Source organism: Neptunicoccus cionae (assembly GCF_014643735.1).
Taxonomy (GTDB): domain Bacteria; phylum Pseudomonadota; class Alphaproteobacteria; order Rhodobacterales; family Rhodobacteraceae; genus Amylibacter; species Amylibacter cionae.
On sequence record NZ_BMKA01000001.1, the window covers coordinates 529,393 to 552,889 of the forward strand.

Consider the following 23,497-nt stretch of genomic DNA (forward strand, 5'->3'; position numbering starts at 1 on the left):
CTAGTTTCCTGTTTTAATAGGATAATCACGATTAACATACTGCAAATATGAAGCTTCTTAAATGAAGCTTCATATAACACGCTTCATATATGAAGCTTCATATTTGCAGGGTCATCCCGCGAAGATGCACCCGCACAAATAGGCGCGGGCGGCAGCACGCCTCGATGAATTTCAAACTGTTTGGATTAGAACAGAGACTGGTTTCAGGCCTTAATCGTCCGCCACGTGATCCGCGTACCACTTGCGCATCCGGTCCCGCACGGATTGATCGCCCGAAAGGCACGCCTCTTTGATGGCTTCTTTCGCCTCCGCCAAATTGACCGAGCGCAACCGATCTTTCACCGGACCAATGGAGGCAGGCCGCATCGACAGCGTGCGCAAGCCGATTGCGGCGAAACACATGGCCTCTAGCGGGCGACCGGCGTCCTCGCCACAGAAGCTGACAGGGGTATCGAACTCGAAACACCGTTCGCAGATCTGCTCCAGAAAGGTCAGGAAGCTGACATTCAGCGTGTCATAGCGCCGCCGCACCCGTTCGTTTTCGCGGTCCGCTGCAAAGAAGAACTGTTTCAGGTCATTGCCGCCGATGGAAATAAAATCCGCCATTTCAAAGAACTGGTTCGGCGCAAAGGCAAGGCTCGGGGTTTCGAGCATCGCGCCAACCTTGATGTCGCTAGGGATAACGTGACCAAGACGCAGCTCGTTTTCGACAGTTTTCTCTAGGATCGCCTTGGCGTCCTTAAATTCGTCAAACTGAGCCACGAAGGGGAACATAATGTTAACCGGACGCCCCTTGGCTGCGCGCAGGATCGCCTCAAGCTGCATCCGCATGATGCCCGGTTTATCAAGCGAAATCCGGATCGCCCGCCAACCGAGCGCGGGGTTCGGTTCATCCTCGGGCTTAAGGAAAGGCACGACTTTGTCAGACCCGATGTCGAGCGTGCGAAAGGTGATCGGCTTCCCTTTGGCTGCCTCAAACACGCGCCCGTATTGCTGGGCGAGATCGGTCCGTTTGGGCATCTCGTTTCGCACAAGAAATTGCAATTCGGTGCGAAACAGTCCCACACCTTCCGCGCCAGAACCTTCAAGACTGGGTAGATCGGCCAGCAGACCCGCGTTCATCAGCAGGTTGATGCGGGTGCCGTCTTTGCTGACTGCAGGCTTGTCACGAATTTCGGAAAACCGCTCCAGCGCCTGATTTGCCATCGCGATTTTGTCGTTAAAGGCAGTGGCCACATTGTCGTCAGGCCGCAGGTGCGCAATGCCTTGGTCGCCGTCCACAAGGATCGGGTCGCCGTTCAGGGCTTCACGGGTAATATCTTCCGCATGGATCACCATTGGAATCGCCCAAGCCCGCGCAATTATTGCAGCATGGGAACCAACTGAACCCTGTTCCAGCACGATGCCGCGTAGTTTCTTGCCGTATTCCAACAATTCGGCGGGGCCGATGTTTCGCGCCACCAGCACTGGCCGGTCGGGCAATTCATCCCCCATTGACCGCCCCTGGCCCGTCAGAATCCGCAGCAGGCGGTTGGATAGATCGTCCAGATCATGCAGCCGTTCCCGAAGGTAAGGGTCGGGCACACGGGCCATACGGGCGCGGGTGGCAGATTGCTCTTTCTCCACCGCGACTTCAGCGGCCAAACCACGGTCAATACTGGCTTCCAGCCGTGCGCGCCAGCCCTTGGAGTTTGCGAACATCCGGTAGGTTTCCATCACCTCCAACTGTTCAACATCCGTATCACTGCGCGAGGTTTTCAGCAGATCGTTCACCGAAATACGCAGGCTGTCCATCGCTTCGTTCAGACGTTCTTTTTCTGCTTCGGGATCATCGGCAACGGGATTGGTGATTACGATCTTTGGATCGTGCAACACGACAGCCCCACGCGCTGCACCTTCTTGGGCAGATGCACCGGTAAACATGATCGGGCGCTGGTGAGGCGGCGTCATCGCCTCGCCTTCGGCTACGAAAGCGCCGAGCTCTTTCATTTCAGCCAGCACCATCGCCACAACTTCAAGCGCGTAGACTTCGTCTTCGGTATAGGACCGCTGATCACGGCTCTGGATCACAAGAACGCCAAGAACCTCTCCGAGACGCTGCACGGGGACGCCAAGGAAAGAGGTATACAACTCCTCGCCAGTCTCCGGCATATAGCGGAAACCCCGTTCAACCGTGGCGTTCTGTGCGTTGATGGGTTGGGCTTCTTTCGCCACACGGCCCACCAGACCCTCGCCATAGCGCAGGCGAGTGACGTGGACGGATTCCTGCTTCAACCCTTCGGTTGCGCATAGTTCCAGCGTCTGGCGGTCCCGACGCAGATAGACCGAGCACACTTCAGTGCCCACCCCTTGTGCAACCAGTTGGGTGATGTGATCCAACCGTTGCTGTCCGTCACCGTCCTCCGCCAATGTGTCACGAAGTTTGGTGAGCAGTTGCCTGCTATCGAGCCGTGAGTGTACCACCGTACCGCCTATTCCACTGCGAGTTCGAACTCATCATGCAGTGCGCGGACGGCCAGTTCCATATATTTCCGGTCGACGAGCACAGAAATTTTTATCTCGGAGGTTGTGATGACGCGGATGTTCACCCCTTCATCGGCCAAAATCTTGAACATTTTCTTGGCAACACCTGCTTGGGACCGCATCCCGTTGCCCACGATCGAAATCTTGGCGACGTTTTTATCGGTGATTAGATCGCGGAAGTTCAGCTCTCCGGAGTCGGCAGCGGCTTGCATGGCGGCTTCGGCCAAAGGCACGTGATCGGTCGGGCAAGAGAAGGTCATATCGGTGCGACCGTCCTCTGAGATGTTCTGCACGATCATATCCACGTTCACCCCTGCGTCTGCCAGCGGACCAAAGATTGCAGCGGCCACACCAGGGCGGTCCGCAACAGAAACGAGGGTCATCTTGGCTTCGTCACGAGAGTAGGCCACGCCCTTAACAACGCGAATGTTTTCCATGATTTCTTCCTCTGAACATACAAGTGTGCCAACGTCGGCAGAGATATCGTCTTCAAAACTGGACAGAACCCGCAGGCGCACGCGGTAAGAGCGGGCGAGTTCGACAGAGCGGGTTTGCAGAACTTTCGCCCCGAGCGAGGCAAGCTCCAGCATTTCCTCATAAGAAATGCGGTGCAATTTGCGGGCATCCGACACGATGCGGGGATCTGTGGTGTAAATCCCGTCCACATCCGTGTAGATGTCGCAACGCTCTGCTTCCAGTGCGGCAGCAAAGGCAACAGCGGTCGTGTCAGACCCACCACGCCCAAGCGTGGCAATCCGCCCGTCATCCATTACACCCTGAAAGCCGGCCACAACGGCGACTTTGCAGCCGGACGCGAAAGAAGCGTCCAGATTTTCCGTCGGGATTGCATCAATCCGCGCGCTTTCATGCTTTCCGGTACACTTCAACGGCACCTGCCAGCCCTGCCAGCTGCGGGCCGGAACACCCATTTCCTGCAAGCGCAGGGCCATCAGCCCCGAAGTGATATTCTCACCCGAGGAGACAACCGCGTCATATTCCGCGCGATCATACAGTCCGTTTTCAGGGGCACTGTCGCGCACCCATCCCACCAGTTCGTTCGTTTTACCGGACATGGCAGACACAATTACAACGACCTCATAGCCGTTTTCGACTTCCTGCCGGACTTTGTCTGCAGCGTTAGCGATCCGGGCCAGATCGGCCACTGACGTTCCGCCAAATTTCATTACCAATCGGGGCATATCGGGATGGGTCCACGGCTATTGTCAATTCGCGCATCTTTTACGCCGGTTGACAGCCAAGGGAAAGAGAAAAGGAATGATGGCCATAACAGGCCGGTCAGTCGTGGGGTTAGTTTGTTTTGCGATTTCCCCAAGGCAGCGGCGCCACGGGGATGCCTTCCTCGATCAGTGCCTTGGCTTCATCCGGTTTGGCCTGCCCGTAGATCGACCGTTCCGGCGCTTCACCTTCATGGATGCGGCGGGCCTCTGTAGCGAAATCTTCACCCACGTTTTCGGAATTTTTCTCAACCATCTTGCGCAGCTCGGCCAGTGCCTGCTCCGCGGGAGAGGCTGGTGCGGACAGCGGGCCAACGGATTTTTCCGAAGTTGGCGTAACAGGGCGGGGGGCAGCATCGCGGCCGGTGCGCACTCGCGGGGCCATGACGGCTTTCTCCACTCCAAGCGCACCACAGACCGAGCAGGTGATCATATCGGCGGCAAGCAGCTTGTCGAAAGCCTCTGCCGATTGAAACCAGCTGTCAAACTGGTGGCCGTGTTCGCATTTTAAAGTGTAAGAAATCATGTCGCTGCTCTTTCTGCACCCTATAGGGAACCTAGGGTATTGTATAGCGATGACAATATTGGGGAGCGCAGTGCAAGGTCAATTACCAGTTAAGGGGACCGTTTAAGTCAGCCGCGGCGTGGCCGTTCGGGCTGCGATCCTGCGCACGCTCCCTTGGGGGAGTGCGCAGGAAGGATGTGTCAAATTGCGTGCCTGATGCCTTAGCGGGCGCGGCGGTCGCGCCGTGCGGACATTGGTTGGAAGGCAACGGCGTTATGGGCTTCGCAGTAGGGTTTGCCAGTCTGAACGCCAAGGCCGCAGAACCAAAAGTCATCTGTCGCCGGATCACCAATAGGCCATTTGCAGGTGCGTTCTGTCAGTTCCATAAGCACCAATTTCTTTGCTTTCTTTTCAACTTCGGCAACAGTGGCCAAAGCTTCGGCGCTGATTTCAGAGTTGGACGGCTGCGGGGGCAGGGGCTGTCCGGCTGTGATGATCGGTTTGCGCGCAGGCAGGCTGACAGGTTTTTCCGCAGCTTTTGAGGCAGGCGATGCCGCAGCAGCGGGTTCCTCGGCCGGTTCGGCTGCGGGTTTTGGCGCCGCTTTTGGCTTGGCAGCTTCCTTGACGGCAGGTTTTTCCTTAGCAGTTTTAGCAGGGGCTGCACGATTGGACAGGCCCAGACGGTGCACTTTGCCGATCACGGCGTTGCGTGTTACGCCGCCCAGTTCCTTGGCAATCTGGCTGGCGCTTTTGCCTTCGCCCCACATGGTCTTCAGCATTTCTACGCGGTCATCAGTCCAGGACATCGTATCACTCCACAGTCATTTCCGGGGCTTTCCCCTGCACCGCACAGAGGCTGGCGCTATTTTTCTGGTCAAACGTCATTCTACCGTGTCACAGGTCGATGACAAGCCGAAAGGAAACAGCGGGTTTCAATAAGGCGGAGTTATACCGAAAATGCCGCAGAAACGGTTCAGGGCAAACCGGTGGCGCTTCAATTTTTGATCCGCATTTCGCGCCATGCCAACAGGGCAGCGCCCCCAAGGATAACAGTCGCGCCAGTAACAGAGATCCCATCGGGCCGCGCATCAAAGGCCCAGAAATCGTAAACTGCGGCGAAAACCAGTGTCGAGTAGGAAAAAGGCAGCACGAAAGACGCCTCGGCGCTGCGCATTGCCTGAATGAACAGCGCCTGCCCGCAAACCATCAGCAATCCGATCAGGCACAGACCGATCCACTGGTCCCATGTGGGGGTGGTCCAGACGAACAATGCGGCCGTTAAGGCGAGCGTTGCACCTATCCCGTTGTTAAAAAGCAGGATTTGCATCGGCGGCTCGCGCCCTGATAGCAGTTTGATCAGCACCACCTCCAGCCCCATGAACAGGGCTGCTGCAAGCGCGAACAAAGCTGCGGGTTGGAAACTGCCACCCCCCGGTCGCAACAGGATCACTGCACCAAACAGGGCGATGCCAGCCGCAGACCAGCGCCACCTGCCAACTTTTTCGCCTAGGATGGGGATCGCAAGCATCATGCCGAACACTGGGTTCAAGAAGCTGATCGCGGTGGCGTCTGACACCGGAATACGGGCAACGGCGGTGAACATCAGCGTCACACCCACCCACCCGAAAAGAGAGCGCCCCAAATGCAAGCCGACCTGTGGATTGGAGATTTTCGGTCGTGTTATGGCTGAAAATGCAAGGAGCGCGAGAAAAGCAAAGACGAACCGCCCCGCTGAAACCTGTAAGGGATGCAGCGGCGTGCCCAGCGTCCCGAGGTATTTGGCAACGATCGTAGTGCTTGCGATCAGGCTGGCGGCCAGCAGGATCATAATGGCGGCGCGTTTGGGATTATGTGCAGCGGGTGCCATGAAAATTGCCTGAGGTAAGGAATGGCACGGACCTATCCCGCGCCCACGCGTTCTGCAAGCGCTCCCGCGCGGGAGGGGGCAATATCGCATGTGGCGCGATCTTTGCTGGACAAGGGGCAAAACAAACCCTATGCCGTTAGCATGTTCACTACCTACGAAACCCATTCGTCGCGACGCCGACGCTAAAGTTTGAAAGGCCCAACTTGCGGGCCCGTTTTCGTTTGTTTGAACCAACCCCCTATCCACAATTGACTCGATGCTTTCAATCCGGCACGGATTGGCTTCATTTTTAAGAAAAGGAAAATCCTGATGATCCCCGCAGTTCTGCCTACATACGCGCGCGCTCCTTTGACGTTTGTCAAAGGCGAAGGAAGCTGGCTGGTGGACGATCAGGATCGCCGCTATCTGGATATGGGGGCTGGCATCGCGGTGAATGCGCTTGGCCATGCTCATCCCAAGTTGGTTGAAGTCCTGCAACATCAGGCAACGCAGCTGTGGCATACGTCGAACCTTTACCAAATTCCCAACCAGCAGGCGCTGGCTGATAAGCTGGTGGAAGCGACCTTTGCGGATACGATGTTTTTTACCAACTCTGGCACCGAAAGCATGGAGTGCGCGGTGAAGATGGCGCGCAAGTATTTCAGCAACAAGGGCCAGCCGGAGCGCTATAAAATCATCGCGTTCAAGGACAGTTTCCACGGCCGCTCCCTCGGGATGATTGCCGCAGCAGGGGCTGAGAAACTGACCAAAGGGTTTGGCCCCATGATGCCCGGCTTTGTGCATGTGGACGTGAACGACGACGCCGCACTGAAAGACGCGATTGATGCGGAAACTGCGGCCATTTTGATCGAGCCGATACAAGGCGAGGGCGGTATCGTCCCTGTGTCGGACGAGAAAATGAAAGCGTTGCGCGATCTGTGTGACGAACATGGCCTGTTGCTGATTTTTGACGAAATTCAGTGCGGTATGGGGCGGACGGGCAAACTGTTCGCGCACGAATGGTCCGGTGTGACTCCTGATATTATGGCTGTGGCCAAGGGCATCGGCGGGGGGTTCCCGCTGGGTGCGTGTCTGGCAACAGAAGACGCCGCGAGTGGTATGGTTGCAGGCACCCACGGGTCCACCTATGGCGGCAACCCGATGGCTTGCGCCGTGGGTGGTGCGGTGATGGATATTGTCGCCACGCCGGAATTTTTGGGCGAGGTTTCCGAGAAATCGGGACTAATGCGGCAAAAACTGGAGGGGCTGGTGGCAAGCCATCCTGATATTTTTGAAGAAGTGCGGGGGCTGGGTCTGATGATCGGCGTCAAATGCAAGGTTACCAATCTTGACGTGGTGCGTGCAGGGTATGACGTCGGTGTCCTGACGGTGCCGGGCGGGGACAATGTGATCCGTCTGTTGCCCCCCCTTAATATCTCAGAGGCCGAGATCGGCCAGGCTATTGATCTTCTGGATCAGGCCGCAACTCAATTGAAGGCAGCACAATGACCCATTTTCTGGACATCCACAAAACCGACAAAGCCGTTCTGCGGGATATACTGGATCAGGCAAACAGCATGAAACAGGCCCGCCTTGGACAGTCTAAAGGCACGCCAGACGCAGAACAGCCGCTCGCCAACAAGATGGTTGCGCTTATTTTTGAGAAACCGTCCACGCGGACGCGGGTTTCTTTCGATCTGGGCGTGCGCCAGATGGGCGGTCAGACGATGGTGTTGTCGGGCACGGAAATGCAGCTTGGCCACGGTGAAACCATCGCCGATACCGCGCGGGTGTTGTCGCGGTATGTGGATATGATCATGATCCGCACCTTTGACGAAAGTATCCTGCTGGAACTGGCGGAATATTCTGATGTGCCGGTCATCAACGGTCTGACCGACCGCACCCATCCCTGCCAGATCATGGCGGATGTGATGACCTATGAAGAACACCGCGGGTCGATCAAGGGCAAGAAAGTGGTCTGGATGGGCGATGGCAACAATGTTTGCGCGTCCTTCCTGCATGCCGCGGGACAGTTCGGGTTTGATTTCACCTTCTCCGGTCCCGAACGGCTGGACCCCGAGGCCGAATTCGTCGGATTGGCGCGGGAGCAGGGTGTGAATGTCAGCATTGAACGGGATGCGGGCAAAGCTGTGGAAGGGGCCGATCTGATCGTTGCGGACACATGGCTTTCCATGCACGACGACCAATCCTCGCGCCAGCGGCGGCACAACCAGCTGCGCCCCTATCAGGTGAATGACGCACTGATGGCGCAGGCCAAGCCGGACGCGCTGTTCATGCACTGTCTGCCTGCGCACCGCGATGAAGAAGTCACCAGCGCTGTGATGGACGGCCCTCAATCGGTGATCTTTGACGAAGCGGAGAACCGGCTGCACGCGCAAAAAGCGGTGATGCGTCACTGTCTGGGTGTGTAAGGCCTTCAAGCGCTCCGCGCGGGGATATTTTTAGCCAGAAGAAATCAGGGGGCGTTCAGGGCAAAATACCTGAGCGCCTCTGCTACGTTTTGGGGTTGCTCCCAGTGGATTGAATGGGCTGCGTCTTTGATGGTTGAGATCTTCAGGTCGCGGATCGGGGCAAGCGCCTCTTTCGCATCGAATTCGGAAAACAGCAGATCATTCGCCCCGAGGATCGCTTGCGCAGGGCAGGGCAGGGGCTTCACATAGGGCGTGGCGTTAAATCCGGTTAGCGCATTTAACTGCAACTCCATAGAGTCTGCCGTTTGCGCGAAGGGATAAGCCTGCGATGCTGCGATTGAGGCGTCCAGATATGCCGGATCGCTGAAGAATGCGGGCGACATGAACCACGGGAACAGATTGCGCAGCCAGAAGCCCTCGGGCAGGTCGGCATTGCGCCGTATCTGCAGGGCTTGGTCAAACAGCAGGAAGTTGCGTGGTCCGTTGATCGGCGCAGAGGTCAAGAGGCTGATAGATGCGAGCCGCTTTGGCGCGCGATCTGCCAGCATCAGCGTCAAAAAACCGCCCATAGAATGGCCTGCGACGTGAACTTCGTTCAGGTCCAGATGATCGAGCAGGGCTGCAATGTCGTTTACACAGTCTTCCAGCGTGAAAGGTGCGCACTTTTGCATCCGGCCCGTGGCGCGGTTGTCCACGCGGATCAGTGTAAAATGCGGGGCCAGCAGCGGGATCAGGGGCAGCCAGCTTGCACTGTCTGACAGCATTCCCGGTATCAGCAGCAGGGGCGGTCCCTCGCCAGAGATTTCATAGTAGAGATCGACGTCAGGGCGGGGGAGTGTGGGCATCAGGTGTCCTCGGACCAGCAGGGTAACAGATCGCCTGCTTTTGGGGTCGCGGAATAGACGGCGCGGGCGATGGCGCGGGACAAACAGTGCGCGGCCGCGTTGCCGAGGGTCATCAGGTCTGCAGCTGGTTCAGCCAATCGTTTGCTGGTGGACAGCGCAAAGATCAAGTCTCCGTCGTGGGGTGTGTGGCTTGGCATGATCGCGCGTGCCATACCATCATGAGCCGCAGTAGCGAGCCGTTTGCATTCGGCTTTGGTCAGCGGTGCATCGGTTGCGATGATCGCGACTGTTGTGTTTGTCGGGGCAGCGTGGGGAACGGTGCCAAAGCGGGACATGGCCGCGACCTTGCGGCTGGGTTCGGGGCTGGCGACGCCGGTTTGCGGGCTGACACCCACACCGCCGAATTCGCCGTTCATTTCAAACGGGGCTGCCCAGAAGTGACGGCTGCCGGGTTGGGTCACGGCGCCGATCGGGTTTGCCGCGACCAGCGCCCCGACAGTGTGGCCGCTGTCGAGCACAAAGGACGCGGACCCCAGCCCCCCTTTGTGCATGGCAGACAAAGCGCCTGTGCCTGCACCAGCTGTACCAATGTCAAAGGTTTCGGATGCGTTATCGTAGGCTTGCAGGCCAAGGTCATAGTAGGGATTGCGATCCCAGTCTTTGTTGCCACCGTTAAGAAGGTCAAAGATTATCGCGGCAGGTACAATCGGGATTACAGCAGGGCCAATGGAAAAGCCGCGTCTGTTCTGGCGCAGGCGCTCCTGAATGCCTGTTGCCGCGTCTAGCCCAAAGGCCGAGCCGCCTGCCAGCACGAGCGCGTCGATCTGATCGACCAGCTTGTCGGGTTCCAGCAGATCGGTTTCCCGCGTGCCAGGCGCCCCGCCCATCACCGCAACCGATGCCACGAAAGGTGCGTCCCCCAGCAGGACTGTGGCGCCGGATTTCAGCCCGCCGTCCTGCGCGTTCCCGACCTTGAGGCCGGGAACATCGGTGATCAGATTACGCGCGCCGATCTGCATCAGATGCAGCGCCCGCCGTCCACTTCCATCGCAACGCCTGTGATCATGGAGGCTTCTTCGGAGCACAGGAAGCTTGCGGCATTGCCCATGTCTTCGGCTGTGGAAAAACGTCCGAGCGGAATGGTCGAAACGAATTTCGCGCGCACCTCGGGGGTATCTTCGCCCATAAAGGACTTCAGCAACGGGGTTTCGCCAGCCACAGGATTTAGCGCGTTCACCCGCACTCCGAATGGCGCGAGCTCTACAGCCATCGCTTTGGTTGCAGTGATCGCCCAGCCCTTTGAGGCATTGTACCAGTTCAGGTTCGGGCGCGGGCTGACACCGGCTGTGGAGGCAATGTTCAGGATTGCGCCGGCTTTATTGGCTTTCATATGTGGCACGATAATGCGACCTGCAAGGTAGATGGACTTCATGTTCACGTTAAAGACGCGGTTGAAATCTTCTTCGCTGACCTCTTCCATCGGGGCAGGAAGGTGGGTCACACCGGCGTTGTTCACCAGAATGTCCAGCTTGCCGAAACGCTCGAGCGCGGTTTGCATCATTGCCTCGACCGAGTCAGCCGAACCAACATCAGCCTGACAGCCCGCGGCTTTGTCCCCAAGAGAGGCAGCAGTTTCCGCTGCGCCGTCGCCATTGATGTCTGCCAGCAGAACCTGCGCGCCTTCTGCAATGAACTTGGCTGCAATCCCTGCACCAAAGCCAGATGCTGCGCCGGTAACAATCGCGGTTTTTCCTGCAAGTTTCATGTGTGATTTTCCTGTGTCTTGGTCTTGTGAAGTTAGGACGGGCGCTGGGGGTCAGTCCCCGCCGCCCTTTGTTAATGCTGCTTGAAATGCGGGCCGGTTTTTCATCCAGTCCACGAAAGCGGCGAGTTTGGGGAAATCTGCCGCGCGGTCCATGCGCAAGGCCACTGTGGCCGGAAAACTGAGCATGATGTCAGCCGCGGACAAATCGTCCAGCACGTAATGGCCCGAGGGACGCAGCATCTGTTCCATATAAGCGAAATGGCTGGTCAGTTCGGACTGGATACGGGGTTGCAACGGGGCTGCCGCATCCCCAAGCCGACCTGTATAGAGGTTCAGAAGGACCGGGATCATTACCGAACCTTCGGCAAAATGCATCAGCTCCATATGGGTGGTATAGGCGTCAGTGTCCTGTGCGGGTATCAGATCGGGACCGTGTTTGGCGCAGATCGCTTCGACAATGGCGGCGGATTCACAGATCAACCGACCGTCCATTTCAATCATCGGACTTTTGCCCAACGGATGTAGCGCCAGCAGTTCGGGCGGCGCGAGATTGGTCTTGGCGTCCCGTTCATAGCGGATGACTTGGTACTCCAGCCCCAGCTCCTCCAGAAGCCAGAGAATACGCAAGCTGCGAGAGCGGTTCAGGTGATGGACTTTGATCATGGTGGTTCCCCCGTTTGCGGTATGGTTCTGCCCTTACCGCTGCGAATGCAAGCCCAGTCAGACAGTATTTCGGCGCGCGACGTTAAGAAGATCGGAAATACTGCTCAATGGATTGGGGGGTTCTATACTGATTAGAAACAGTTTTTACAATCCCGAGCGGGTGTTTCTACAAGCGCGCTACCGTACGTCAGAAGTTTGACCGCATATTCTTCCAGCGGCCTTTCAGAGGAACTTATGCGTTGCTGTAGGCAAGGTTTCGCAACAGTTTTTGCGCCTTTCGGGGCGATACACAAAACAGTTGATCGCTAGAGAACTTATCGTAAGATCACTTTCGTCAGAATATTTGGCACGAATATTATTCTTAAATTATCAGATTGCGACGTATTTCTACCAGAGGTCGCAGTCCTGTGGGGGAAGTTTGAATGGCTCTTTCAACAATTGGTGAAGTTTTTAATATCAGCCCGGGCGGGCACGCCCGAACCTTTGTGGTGGACGAGAAGATTGTCTATCTCTGGTTTGTATCCGAATGGGGGCCGGGCGGGGGCTGGATCTACGGCGAACGTATGTTCTACTCGGTGCTGAATAAGGACGGCGAAGTTTTACAAGAAAAAGTCGCACTTGGGGCACATCTGGACTTTGACGTTGCGCCGGGCGGGTTTGGACAGAATGTCTTTCATGTGTCGGCCAATGGCACTGACGGACTGGTGTTTCACATCTCGCAGTTTACCCATGGCCATTCAAAAGACGGCGTCTTTATTCCCTATGACGAACATAGGGCGACCATCACGTGGGATGCCAAAGGCAAACTAGGTGATCCAGTAAAAACCGGCGAAGGCTATATGAAGTTTGAGGATTCCGACACGGCGATCCTGTCAAATGGCAACTCTGCGTTGCTGTATCTTGACAGGGTGTCCTATACCGCCAAGCTGGAAATTTTGGACGAGAACGGCGTCAGCCTATCAAAAACCTCGATTGTTGGTACGTTTGATAAGTCGGGAATATTTGCGCAGGGCGTGGATGGGCTGGAGGTCTTGCAGGTTGGAAACAAGATTATGGCTCTGCACCGCAATCCGGCGACAGATACAGTGTACGGGCAGCTGTTTAATCTAGACGGGACGGCTACCGGCGATGGAGAATTCGTGGTTTCGGATGGCACACACGGGGACTCCAGCAATGCCGCAGTTTGGCTGGATGGGGTCGTTGATGCAACGGTGTTGGCAGACGGACGCGTGGCTGTTGTTTGGAATGACAGTATGGATGGAACAGACAGCACCGAGGTTTGGCTGACGATCCTGAACGCAGACGGTTCTATCGCGCAGAAACAGACAATGGCGAACGTTAACCACACCACCGGAGAACAGTTCCACGCGCGGGTTTACGCTTTGGATGCGGGTGGGTTCGTTGTGACATTTGATAAGAACTGGGTCATCACCGGCGATCCGCAAGCTTACGCGCAACTGTTTGATGCAAGCGGCAATCCTGATGGTGATATTTTGGGTCTGGCCGATTTTGAAAGCGGCAATAGTGGCACGGGCTATGGCCATATCTTTGCGGATGGTACCGGCTTTATGATCGACTGGTATGGCAACGTTCAGCAGATCAGTGCTGGCGGCAGCGGCGGTGGATCGGACGTGATCGAAGGGACCAAAGCGGCTGACGTTTTGAAGGGGACCAAACGAGATGATGAAATCGACGGCAAGGGGGGCAATGACACGCTCAAAGGTCTTGGCGGTGATGACAAGCTGACGGGGGGTGCTGGCAAAGACAAGCTGCTGGGCAATGGCGGCGCGGATGATCTGAACGGCGGCGGTGGTCGGGACACGCTGAAAGGTGGCGGCGGGAATGACCTGCTGAACGGCGGCGGTGGTAAGGACAAACTGCTGGGCGGCGGCGGCAAGGATGATTTGCGCGGCGGTGGCGGGAATGATCGGCTTGACGGGCAGAAAGGCAATGACACCCTGCGGGGCGACGGTGGCGCGGATACGTTTGTGTTTGCCAAAAAGGGCGGCCACGACACGATTTCGGACTTTCAGGACGATAAGGACACGATCGAATTGAACGCAAACCTGTGGAGCGGGGATTTCGGCGTTGCGAAACTGCTGCGCAAATACGCAACAATCGAAGACGGCGATGCGGTGTTTGATTTCGGGACGGACACGTTGACCATTGAAGGGGTAGATGATCTGGCTGTCCTGAGAAACGATATAGATATTGTCTGAAGTAGAGGGTCGTATTCGACTGGCTTGCGCGGCGTGCCTTAGGGGCGCTGCGCAATCCAGTCTATCTGGGTAATTCCGGCCAGTCGTGCGAAGCGGGTCAATTCGCTTTCAAACTTGCGCAGGCGGGGCGGTCCCCATGTGACCTTGGGTTCGGGCCAAAAGCCGGTGACTTGCATGATGTTCTTGGCGCGATCCGCCCGCAGCTCGACCCGTCCCACGAACCTGTCCCGTTCCAGTAGGGGGTAGACGTAGTATCCCCAGCGGCGTTTGGCGGCGGGAACGAACATTTCATTCACATATTCGAATCCGAACAGGCGCTTTAGACGGTTCCTGTCGCGGATTGCCGGATCAAACGGGTTGAGAATACGCAGGCGGCTGCTTGGGGCCGGGCATTCTGAAAGACGCTGCTCGATGTCGGGGGCGCCGAAAACAGGGTAGGCGCTGCCATCGGCCAGTTCGATTTCCACAGGCACCAGTTCTTTTTGTGCGGCGACCCAACTGCGGGTTTCCTTGGCGTCCATTGCCTCCCAGAACCGCTGGATTTCGCCTTGGGTGCCAAAGGACAACCGCGCCAGTGCATTGCGGCAGAGCCAGTCGATCTGGCCGGCATCATCGGCGGTTGGCTCACGCAGATGCGCAGGCACCACGCGATCCGTCAGGTTGTAGTACTTCACAAAGTTTATGCGATAGCAGGTGGATAGCTCCCCCGCGTACCACATTTGATCCAACGCTTTTTTATGGGGTGGGCGCGCCCACATTTCCCGCGGGCCTTCGATCTTGGTGTCAAAGGCATGGGTGGACAAAGCGCCTTCGGACTCTATCCGCTGCAAGATTTCCTGCTTGGCCGATTTTGCCAGACCGGATTGATACCAAGGCGCGCGGGCCACCCGTTCCCCCCAGCGGCGGAACTGGCGCGCCCACATGGGGTAAAACGCCATCGGCAGCAGTGATGCGTCATGGGTGAAATGCTCGAAAATCTGGCGGTGCGTGCCAAGTAGGGGCCAAAGCATCTTTTCGCGGTAGTTTTGGTTGCGCGACCACAAGATATGATGATGGGCGCGGGTCACATTTCGGATAGTGTCGATCTGGACGAACCCCAGATCGTGGATCATCTGCATCACATCAAGCGGGCCGGTGGGGCTGGCCGAGAGGCCATTACTGTGCAGCCAAAGCGCACGGGCCTGTTTGTTGGAGACCCTAAGCATGGGCCTTCTGCATGGCGGCGCGCAGATCGTCGGGGATCGGTTCGGCACTGCGGCTTTGCAGGTTCATCAGGACCAGCGTGAAGGTGGAGTTGAACACCTCCGTGTCGCCCTTCATGAAGTGGTGGCAAACCTGACAGGACTTGCCCCCGATCTTTAGCAGTTCGGACTGGATGTTCACCGTCTCGCCGATGTGCAGTTCACGAATAAAGTTGGAGTTGGCGTTGACCACCACAAAGGCCAGTTGCCGCCCGTCGCGGATGTCCCGCGGCGTTAAGGTCCATGCGGCTTGCAGGGTGAACCCCGCGTCCGAACACCCGTCCAGATACCGCGCCACGTTCATGTGGCCAAGCGGATCACAATCGGAAGGGCGGACAGTGAAATTATGGGTGTTCAGCAAGGTTTTCATCTGTCTATCCAAGGTCGACGCGGCCCGAGCATGCTCGGGCCCGTTAGGTTGGTTTGCAATCAGCCGTGCAGAGCGGCGACCGTTTTCAGTTTGGAGAAGCCGAACAGGGCTTCGAACCCTTTTTCACGGCCATGACCGGATTTGCCGACACCGCCAAAGGGCAGTTCCACACCGCCACCTGCACCATAGTTGTTCAGGAACACCTGACCGGTATCAATCGCCTTAGCAAGCCGCATCTGACGCGCGCCGTTTTGCGACCAGACCGAAGCCACCAGCCCGTAATCGGTGCCATTGGCAATCGCGACCGCTTCTTCTTCGCTGTCAAACGGGATAACCACCTGAACGGGGCCGAAAATCTCGTCTTGCGCCAGTGTGTGATCGGCGCTGACACCTGCGAACAGGGTCGGGGCCACGTAATGCCCGCCCTCGGGGGCGTCATCGACGATCACGGCCTGCGCTGCTCTCTCCAGATCTTTGCCTTTGTCGAGAAAACCGGTAACGATCTGTTTCTGACGGGCAGAGATCAGCGGACCAACGTTCAGGTCGGACAAGGCCGGACCGACGCGCAGTTCACCGTATTTAGCGGCCATTTTCGCCAGCACCTCGTCATAGACGCCACGCTGCACGAGGATACGAGAGGCCGCCGAGCAGGTCTGGCCCGCATTCTGGATGCCACCATTCACCAGAAACGGCAGGGCAGCGTCGATATCCGCATCATCAAACACCAGTTGCGGGGATTTCCCGCCCAGCTCCAGCGTCACCGGAATGACATTCTGCGCCGCAGCGGTCTGGATGCGCACACCGGTTGCAACCGACCCCGTAAAGGACATGTGATGCACGCCTTTATGGGAGGACAACGCCGCACCAGCCTCGGCGCCGAGTCCGGGAACCACGTTCAATACACCCGCGGGCAGACCGGCCTGATGGGCCAGATCGGCAAAGGCTAGGGCTGTCAGGCAGGCTTCTTCCGCCGGTTTCAGCACACAGGTGTTGCCCATCGTCAGCGCCGCGCCGACCGAGCGACCGATGATCTGCATCGGATAGTTCCACGGCACGATATGGCCGGTTACGCCGTGGGGTTCGCGCAGGGTGTAGACGGTGTAACCATCGAGGTAGGGGATGGTTTCGCCGTGCACCTTATCGGCGGCACCGGCGTAGAATTCCATGTAACGGGCCATCGCAACCGCGTCTGCGCGGGCCTGTGTCAGCGGTTTGCCTACATCGGTGGATTCCAGCCGTGCCAGTTCTTCGGTTTTGGTCAGGATCAAATGGCCAAGCTTGGCAAGGATGCGACCCCGTTCAAACGCAGGCATCCGGCCCCATTCGCCCTTGCGCGCTGCATCCGCGGCGGCAACGGCAGCGTCTACATCCTGTGCGGTGCCCCGCGCAATCGTGCCGATTTCGGCGCCGGTGGATGGATCTGTCAGGCCCAGTTGCTCCCCGCCTAAGGGGGCAACCCATTCACCGTTGATGAAACATTTGGTTGGATCGAACCACAGATCGGGGGGAAGGGGCATCAGAAATTCCTCAGGTCTTCGGGCAGGCGCGGGGCGGCTGCAATTAGGGTTTGTGTGTAAATATCGGTCGGGTTGTCGAAAACACTTTGTGTTTCGCCCTGTTCGACGATTTTTCCATGCTGCATTACCAGAACACGGTCGGTGATGGAACGCACCACAGACAAATCATGGGAGATAAACAGATAGGTCAGTCCGTGGGTTTCCGACAGTTCGGCCAACAGATCAAGGATTTGCGCACGAATTGACACATCAAGGGCCGACACGGCCTCGTCCAGAATAATCAGTTCCGGCTTGATGATCAGGGCGCGGGCAATTGCGATGCGCTGACGCTGGCCGCCGGAAAATTCGTGGGGGTATTTGAACGCATCATCCGGCGTCAGCCCAACCGATCGCAGGGCCTCGGCGATCCGGTCCTCACGATCGGGCGGGGTGGTATCAAGCAGATAAAAGGGTTCAGTGATCAGCCGGTCCACGCGGTGGCGGGGATTAAAGCTGCCATAGGGGTCTTGAAACACTACCTGCATCTTGCGCCGCACCGCGCGGTTCGGTTTTTTGCCGGTAAACACAGGTTCGCCAGAAAGCAGGATCTCACCGCCCTGAATTTCCTCAAGCCCCAGAATAGCCCGCGTCAGGGTGGATTTCCCACAGCCGCTTTCGCCTACCAGCCCGAGGCTCTCGCCCTTGCGGATAGTGAAAGACACGTCGTTGACGGCCCGAAAGCTTTCGGGTTTGGCAAACAGCTTGGTGCGGGGCAGGGCGTAGTCCCGCAGCACATTGCGAACTTCCAGCAGGGGCGTTTCCCCTTGGGGTGGTTCGCGGTCCGGCACATGAGCAGACGCCGCCAGCAGAGCCTTGGAGTAGGGGTGCTGCATGGTCTGGAACAGGCGGTCGGCGGGACCGTGTTCCACAATCTGCCCCTGTTGCATGATGTGGATATAGTCCGCCATATCCGCCACCACGGCGAGGTCGTGGGTGATGATCATCAACCCCATCCCGTCCTCGCGTACCAGACGGGTGAGCAGGGTCAAAATCTCGGCCTGTGTCGTCACATCCAGTGCGGTGGTCGGTTCATCCGCGATCAGCAGCTTGGGGCGCAGGGCAATTGCCATAGCAATCACAACCCGCTGGCGCTGGCCGCCTGACATTTCATGGGGATACCGCGAAAGCGGGAAGCGGCTTTCCGGCAGCTCCACGCGGTTCAGCGCATCCCGCGCCCGCTCCAGTGCCTCGGCTTTGGAGGTTTGGGGTTCGTGGATCAAAATGGTTTCTGCCACCTGCTGCCCGATGGTATGCACAGGGTTCAGCGCGGTCATGGGTTCCTGAAAGACCATCGAAATCTCGGCACCGCGAATGGCGCACATATCCGTTTCGCTGGTGCTTAGGATGTTTTTGCCGTTAAACCGGATATCCCCTGTCGCCGTCAGCCCCTCGGGCAACAGTTGGGTCACACAATAGGCGGTCATGGATTTGCCAGACCCGCTCTCGCCAATGATGCCGACGATCTGGCCTGCATCCACTGACAGGGATACATCCCGCAGGATCGGTTTCTTGCGGATCGACAGGTTGAGGTTGGAAATAGACAGTAAGCTCATCGTTTTTCCCGCCTGATACGTGGGTCGAAAATATCCCGCAGCCCGTCCCCCATCAGGTTCAAACCCAAAACGGTGAAGACAATCGCAAGCCCGGGCAGCAGGGCCATATGGGGCGCAAAGGAGATCATTGTCTGGGATTCCGCCAGCATACGCCCCCAAGACGGGATCGGCGGCTGTGCGCCAAGGCCAACATAGGACAGGCCAGCTTCGGCCAGAATGCCAAGCGAAAACTGGATGGTGCCCTGTACAATCAGTAAGTTGGTGACGTTGGGCAGGATGTGTTCAAAGGAAATCCGCGCCGGACCCTTACCTGCAACCTGTGCGGATAAAACATAGTCCCTCTTCCACAAAGACAGCGCCGCCCCGCGGGTTAGCCGTGCAAAAACTGGCACGTTGAAAATGCCGATAGCGATGATCGCATTCACCGCAGACGGTCCGAATATCGCTGTGATCAGGATGGCAATCACCAGCGATGGAAAGGCAAAGACCAGATCGTTAGAGCGCATAATGATCTCGTCCATCAGCGATCCTTGCGACGCTGCTGCCGCAAGCCCCAAAGGCACGCCAATCACAATCCCGATCCCAACAGCAACGACCGCCACCGCAATAGACGTGCGTGCGCCGACCATGATCATCGACAGGATATCCCGACCGAAGTGGTCAGTCCCGAGCAGATACCCCTCGCTTAAGGGTTTCTTCAGCTTGTTGGCAATATCGACCCCGCTGGTGTCGTGGGGGGTCCACAGGAAAGAAATCAGCGCTCCGGCCACAAAGACCGAGGTCAGCAGCAGGCCGATTGCAAAGTTCCGGTTGGTAAGTAAGGCTCTCATCGGTTGCCCCGCAGTCTTGGGTCTACAATGGCATAGGCAATGTCGACGGCGAAATTTACGATAATCACGGCAAAGACCAGCAGCATCACAACGCTTTCTACCACGATCAGATCCCGCTGGCTGATGGCCTGAAATACCAGACGCCCCAGTCCGGGCAGGAAGAAGACGTTCTCAATGATAATGGCACCGGCCATCAAGAACGAGAATTGCAGCCCGATAATGGTCAGCACCGGAATAAGTGCATTACGCAGGGCGTGGCGCCACAGGGTTTGGCGGCGTGTCAGCCCTTTCGCGCGGGCGGTACGTACGTAATCTTCAGACAGCGTATCTAGCAGCGCAGAGCGCATGACCCGCGCAAGAATAGAGGCTTGGGGCAAGGCCAGCGCAATTGCAGGCAAGGTCAGCGCTTTCATGGCCAGCAGCGGATCCTCCCAGCCCGGAAAACCGCCCGCCGAAAACCAGCGCAGGTTGATCGCAAAGACAAGCACCATCAACATAGCAAACCAGAAGTTCGGGATTGCCACGCCCAGTTGGGTGATGCCCATCACCCCGACATCCGTAGCAGACCCGCGCCGTGTTGCCGCCAGAATACCGGCAGGAAAGGCGATCAGCGTGGACAGGGTCAGCGCATATATCGCCAAAGGCAGACTGATCCAAAGCCGATCTCCGATCATCTCGGAAATTGGCGTGCGATAGGTATAAGAGGTGCCAAAATCCCCCCCGAGCAAACCGGTCGCCCAGTGCAGATACCGCTGCCACAGCGGCACATCGAGCCCGAGCTGTTCGCGCAGTGCAGCGATGGTATCGGGTTGGGCATTCATCCCGAGCATGAAACTCGCCGGATCGCCGGGGACGACCTCAACGGTTGCGAAGATCACAATAGATGCAACAATCAGGCTGAGGATAAGAGACTGGAGTCGTGATAATGTATAGCGCAGCATGGGGCGGAGATTAGGCAGGAGAGCGCGGCTGGTAAAGAGCAGAATGCAAAGGATTTCAGTCCCTTGCGAAGAAGCTTGTAACCAGATGGTCCAGCCCCTTGTTTCTTTGGCAATTCGTCGCGCCGCACCGGGCTGTCCGCGCCAGCCTCCCTGAACCCACGACGCAATATCAACACATTTATAGCACAATTTTAAGCACTTCCTGTTCTAACTTTAGGCAAGTTGCAGAGCTCGCAGAGAGAATCTCTCGGGTGATTAGATGCGAGAACGCGGTATGAGGGGTGCGTAATGAAAATTCTGGCGGTCGATGATGATACTCTCGCGCTTAACGTGTTGCAGGCTACGCTTGAGGCGGGCGGCTACACGGATATTACGGCAGCACAAAGCGGCGCCGAGGCGCTGGCTTCACTGGAAAATACCGATACGCCGTTTGACTGTTTCCTGCTGGATATTCTGATGCCGGATATGGACGGGGTGGAATTGTGTGCAGAGATCCGCACCAAAGCTGCTTATCAGAAAACCCCTGTCCTGATGATCACGGGCCTGAGCGATCAAAGCTCTATGGATCGGGCTTACGGCGCGGGGGCCACGGATTTTGTCACCAAGCCGTTCAACGGATTAGAGTTGGGCGCGCGCATCCGTGCGGCAAACATCCTTAGCGCGCAAGTAAACCAGCACAAACAGTTTGAAATCGTTGCGCTGCAATGGCGCGAGAAGCTGGACGCGCTGAACGCGCTTAATCTTTCCGAAGCGATCACCCTGCAAGGGTTTGACGGGGCGGTAGACACATTGATGCAGGAAAACATTCTGATGCGGATGCCGGACACCGGATTTTCCGGCTGCCTGCTCAGCGTTCGTTTGGTGAATGTTGCCGCTGTGTTTGATCAGCTTTCCGCAACAGACTTCCGCGCCTTCATCAACAGCACCGGTGCGCAGCTGCGCAATGCGGTTGCCGGTCGGGGCGCCTTGATCGCTTATGAAGGGGACGGCAACTTTCTGGTGATGTCACCACGCCCGATCCCGAAAAACCGCGCGATGGCCTATCATACGACATTGGCACCGGAAATCGCCGAAACCGCGCAGAAATTGGGCTTTGACGGCGAAGCGCAGATCCTTCTGGGAGAGCCTAAGCCCTTTCAGACCGATAACACCGAAGCGCGGATTAACAGCCTGACTGTTGCACGCAAAAGCGTTCTGATGCGCGACCTTACAGAGCGAGGCGACACTGCGGTAGCGACCCTTCGTCCCAAAAGCGAACCAATGGTAACAACTGCCCCTGCCGCTTCGTCGCTGTTGAGTGACGTGTCCCAACTGCTCACGCGGCCCAAGGCAGTTGGCCGGTCCCGATAAGACACGCCAAGAATTCCTGCTAAAACGCAAAACGCCCCGACCTAGGGTCGGGGCGTTTGTTTGGGATCGGTCGGGGGCTTACTCGGCCCAGCCAACTGCAGTCAGATCAACCGCTTGGGTCGGCGCATCTTTCCACAGCCCTTGCAGATCGGCTTTGGCAATTGTCGGAATTGCCAGCTGGAACAGATAGGCGTTCACGTAATCTTCAGAGATCATGTTCTGCGCCTTCTTGATCATCTCTGAGCGTTTGTCCGTGTCAGCCTCAACGCTCAGGTCTTCGATCAGGCCTTGGAACTCTGCGTTGTCATACTGGAAGTAGTAATCGGGACGGGCATAGATGCCGATGTCAAACGGTTCAGTGTGGGACACAATCGTCAGACCAAAGTCCTTGCCACGGAAAACCTGCTCCAGCCATTGCGCCCATTCCAGATTGCTGATCTCGGCGTCAATTCCCACTGCACGCAGTTGGGCGGCGATGATTTCACCGCCGCGACGGGCGTAAGAGGGCGGTGGCAGTTTTAATGTGGTTTTGAACCCGTCAGCAAATCCGGCCTCGGCCAGCAGTTTTTTGGCCAGCTCGGGATCGTACTGGCTGTTGCCGGTCAGATCGACATAGTCAGGGTTATGGGGCGCAAAGTGGGACCCGATCGGGGTGCCCAGACCGAACATAGCGCCGTCGATGATCGCTTGACGGTCAATCGCATGGGCCAGCGCCTTGCGCACTTTGACGTTGTCAAACGGGGCTTGTTTGTTGTTGGTGCCCAGAATGGTTTCCCCTTCTGTGTTGCCAAGGATCACCTGAAAGCGGGGGTCTGCTTCAAACTGGGGGATGTTTTCGGGGGCGGGGTAGCCGATGAAAACGTCAATGTCTTCTGCCATCATCGCAGCAAAACCCGCTGTCGGGTCAGAGATGAATTTGAACGTCGCTTTGTCCAGTTTCGCCGGTGTGCCCCAGTAATCCGCGTTGCGGGTCAGATCGATTTTGTCGCCCTGTACCCAGTTGTCAAATTTGAAGGCACCGGTGCCAACCGGATTTTGCTTAATGGCCTCGATGCTTTCGGGTGCAACAATGACCGCATCGCCCCAAGCGAGGTTGAACAGCAAGGAACCATTCGGGGCGGCAAGCGTGATCTTTACCGTTTTAGGGTCCACGGCCTCTACCGCCGAAATGCCGGCGAACAGTGCTTTTTGCGCATTTGCACTGTCTTCAGCGCGGGCGCGATCAAGCGAGAATACAACATCGCTGGCATCAAAATCAGTGCCATCGTGGAACTTCACGCCCTCTTGTAGATGGAAAGTGTAGGTCAGCCCATCTTCGGAAATGTCCCAAGATTCTGCCAGTCCGGGGTTCACGGAGCCATCCGGCCCAAAGCGTGTGAGCCCCTCAAACACATTGGCATAGACCACGTTGTCAATCGCACCAGCGGCTGCTGATGTGGGGTCGAGGTGGGGCGGTTCCAGCTGCATCGCTACGATTACATCGGTCTTGGCAAGTGCCGATGTCGCAAGCAGGACAGCGCTGGCCGTCACTGTAGCTTTGAAAAAGGTCATAGAAGTCTCTCCGTTGATTGGCGCCTGATTTTTGGATGGCGCTTAAATTTGCCGGTTCAGTTGACGCGGATT

The 23,497-nt window shown here is 57.3% G+C and carries 20 protein-coding genes; 4 read left to right on the plus strand and 16 right to left on the minus strand.

Features of this window, described 5'->3' with window-relative positions; translation table 11 throughout:
- Window positions 1-210: 210 nt before the first annotated feature.
- From ptsP to IEX10_RS02370, 5 genes are all read right to left on the minus strand, one after another.
- Complete coding sequence (gene ptsP, locus IEX10_RS02350; RefSeq protein WP_188670522.1) at window positions 211-2,463, minus strand: phosphoenolpyruvate--protein phosphotransferase; 2,253 nt, start codon at window positions 2,461-2,463, stop codon at window positions 211-213.
- An 8-nt stretch (window positions 2,464-2,471) separates the two neighbouring features.
- Window positions 2,472-3,722 (minus strand): aspartate kinase, encoded by a 1,251-nt coding sequence (locus IEX10_RS02355; RefSeq protein ID WP_188670524.1) that lies wholly within the window; start codon window positions 3,720-3,722, stop codon window positions 2,472-2,474.
- 109 nt (window positions 3,723-3,831) lie between these two features.
- Window positions 3,832-4,284, minus strand: coding sequence for a DUF1178 family protein (locus IEX10_RS02360; RefSeq protein ID WP_188670526.1), 453 nt, complete (start codon window positions 4,282-4,284; stop codon window positions 3,832-3,834).
- 200 nt (window positions 4,285-4,484) lie between these two features.
- Complete coding sequence (locus tag IEX10_RS02365; protein WP_188670528.1) at window positions 4,485-5,069, minus strand: GcrA family cell cycle regulator; 585 nt, start codon at window positions 5,067-5,069, stop codon at window positions 4,485-4,487.
- Window positions 5,070-5,257: 188 nt separating this feature from the next.
- Window positions 5,258-6,130, minus strand: coding sequence for a DMT family transporter (locus IEX10_RS02370; RefSeq protein WP_188670530.1), 873 nt, complete (start codon window positions 6,128-6,130; stop codon window positions 5,258-5,260).
- Between the two features lie 309 nt (window positions 6,131-6,439).
- On the opposite strand from IEX10_RS02370, the gene IEX10_RS02375 reads away from it, so the two are divergent.
- Complete coding sequence (locus IEX10_RS02375) at window positions 6,440-7,618, plus strand: aspartate aminotransferase family protein (RefSeq protein WP_188670532.1); 1,179 nt, start codon at window positions 6,440-6,442, stop codon at window positions 7,616-7,618.
- Window positions 7,615-8,541: an ornithine carbamoyltransferase gene (gene argF / locus IEX10_RS02380; protein WP_188670534.1), complete on the plus strand. Its 927-nt coding sequence runs from the start codon at window positions 7,615-7,617 to the stop codon at window positions 8,539-8,541. Before IEX10_RS02375 ends, argF begins: the two co-directional genes overlap by 4 nt.
- 44 nt (window positions 8,542-8,585) lie before the next feature.
- Here argF and IEX10_RS02385 read toward each other — a convergent pair whose 3' ends face one another.
- The 4 genes from IEX10_RS02385 to IEX10_RS02400 are packed head-to-tail and all read right to left on the minus strand — an operon-like array spanning window position 8,586 to window position 11,814.
- A complete protein-coding gene (locus IEX10_RS02385; protein WP_188670537.1) occupies window positions 8,586-9,386 on the minus strand; it encodes an alpha/beta fold hydrolase in 801 nt (266 codons plus the stop codon).
- On the minus strand, window positions 9,386-10,405 hold the full coding sequence (locus IEX10_RS02390; RefSeq protein WP_188670538.1) for a P1 family peptidase: 1,020 nt from the start codon (window positions 10,403-10,405) through the stop codon (window positions 9,386-9,388). The genes IEX10_RS02385 and IEX10_RS02390 overlap by 1 nt, the downstream gene beginning before the upstream one ends.
- On the minus strand, window positions 10,405-11,151 hold the full coding sequence (locus IEX10_RS02395) for an SDR family oxidoreductase (RefSeq protein WP_188670540.1): 747 nt from the start codon (window positions 11,149-11,151) through the stop codon (window positions 10,405-10,407). The genes IEX10_RS02390 and IEX10_RS02395 overlap by 1 nt, the downstream gene beginning before the upstream one ends.
- A 51-nt stretch (window positions 11,152-11,202) precedes the next feature.
- Window positions 11,203-11,814 (minus strand): glutathione S-transferase family protein, encoded by a 612-nt coding sequence (locus IEX10_RS02400; protein ID WP_188670542.1) that lies wholly within the window; start codon window positions 11,812-11,814, stop codon window positions 11,203-11,205.
- Between the two features lie 422 nt (window positions 11,815-12,236).
- Between IEX10_RS02400 and IEX10_RS19920 the strand changes: the two genes are divergently transcribed.
- A complete protein-coding gene (locus tag IEX10_RS19920; protein WP_229678405.1) occupies window positions 12,237-14,033 on the plus strand; it encodes a calcium-binding protein in 1,797 nt (598 codons plus the stop codon).
- Window positions 14,034-14,071: 38 nt separating this feature from the next.
- Here the strand turns inward: IEX10_RS19920 and IEX10_RS02410 are convergent, their stop codons facing one another.
- Genes IEX10_RS02410 through IEX10_RS02435 form a run of 6 tightly spaced genes read right to left on the minus strand, consistent with a single transcriptional unit; the run spans window position 14,072 to window position 20,524 of the window.
- Window positions 14,072-15,238: a winged helix-turn-helix domain-containing protein gene (locus tag IEX10_RS02410; protein ID WP_188670544.1), complete on the minus strand. Its 1,167-nt coding sequence runs from the start codon at window positions 15,236-15,238 to the stop codon at window positions 14,072-14,074.
- Entirely contained in the window at window positions 15,231-15,644 is a 414-nt protein-coding gene (locus tag IEX10_RS02415) for an acyl-CoA thioesterase (RefSeq protein WP_188670546.1), read from the minus strand. The genes IEX10_RS02410 and IEX10_RS02415 overlap by 8 nt, the downstream gene beginning before the upstream one ends.
- 59 nt (window positions 15,645-15,703) lie before the next feature.
- Window positions 15,704-17,161 (minus strand): aldehyde dehydrogenase family protein, encoded by a 1,458-nt coding sequence (locus IEX10_RS02420; protein ID WP_188670548.1) that lies wholly within the window; start codon window positions 17,159-17,161, stop codon window positions 15,704-15,706.
- Complete coding sequence (locus IEX10_RS02425; protein WP_188670551.1) at window positions 17,161-18,753, minus strand: ABC transporter ATP-binding protein; 1,593 nt, start codon at window positions 18,751-18,753, stop codon at window positions 17,161-17,163. Before IEX10_RS02425 ends, IEX10_RS02420 begins: the two co-directional genes overlap by 1 nt.
- On the minus strand, window positions 18,750-19,583 hold the full coding sequence (locus tag IEX10_RS02430; RefSeq protein ID WP_188670553.1) for an ABC transporter permease: 834 nt from the start codon (window positions 19,581-19,583) through the stop codon (window positions 18,750-18,752). Before IEX10_RS02430 ends, IEX10_RS02425 begins: the two co-directional genes overlap by 4 nt.
- Window positions 19,580-20,524 (minus strand): ABC transporter permease, encoded by a 945-nt coding sequence (locus IEX10_RS02435; protein WP_188670554.1) that lies wholly within the window; start codon window positions 20,522-20,524, stop codon window positions 19,580-19,582. The genes IEX10_RS02430 and IEX10_RS02435 overlap by 4 nt, the downstream gene beginning before the upstream one ends.
- Window positions 20,525-20,812: 288 nt before the next feature.
- On the opposite strand from IEX10_RS02435, the gene IEX10_RS02440 reads away from it, so the two are divergent.
- Window positions 20,813-21,874 (plus strand): response regulator, encoded by a 1,062-nt coding sequence (locus IEX10_RS02440; RefSeq protein ID WP_188670557.1) that lies wholly within the window; start codon window positions 20,813-20,815, stop codon window positions 21,872-21,874.
- 78 nt (window positions 21,875-21,952) lie between these two features.
- Here IEX10_RS02440 and IEX10_RS02445 read toward each other — a convergent pair whose 3' ends face one another.
- Window positions 21,953-23,425, minus strand: a complete 1,473-nt coding sequence (locus tag IEX10_RS02445; protein ID WP_188670559.1) for an ABC transporter substrate-binding protein — start codon at window positions 23,423-23,425, stop codon at window positions 21,953-21,955.
- Between the last annotated feature and the right edge of the window lie 72 nt (window positions 23,426-23,497).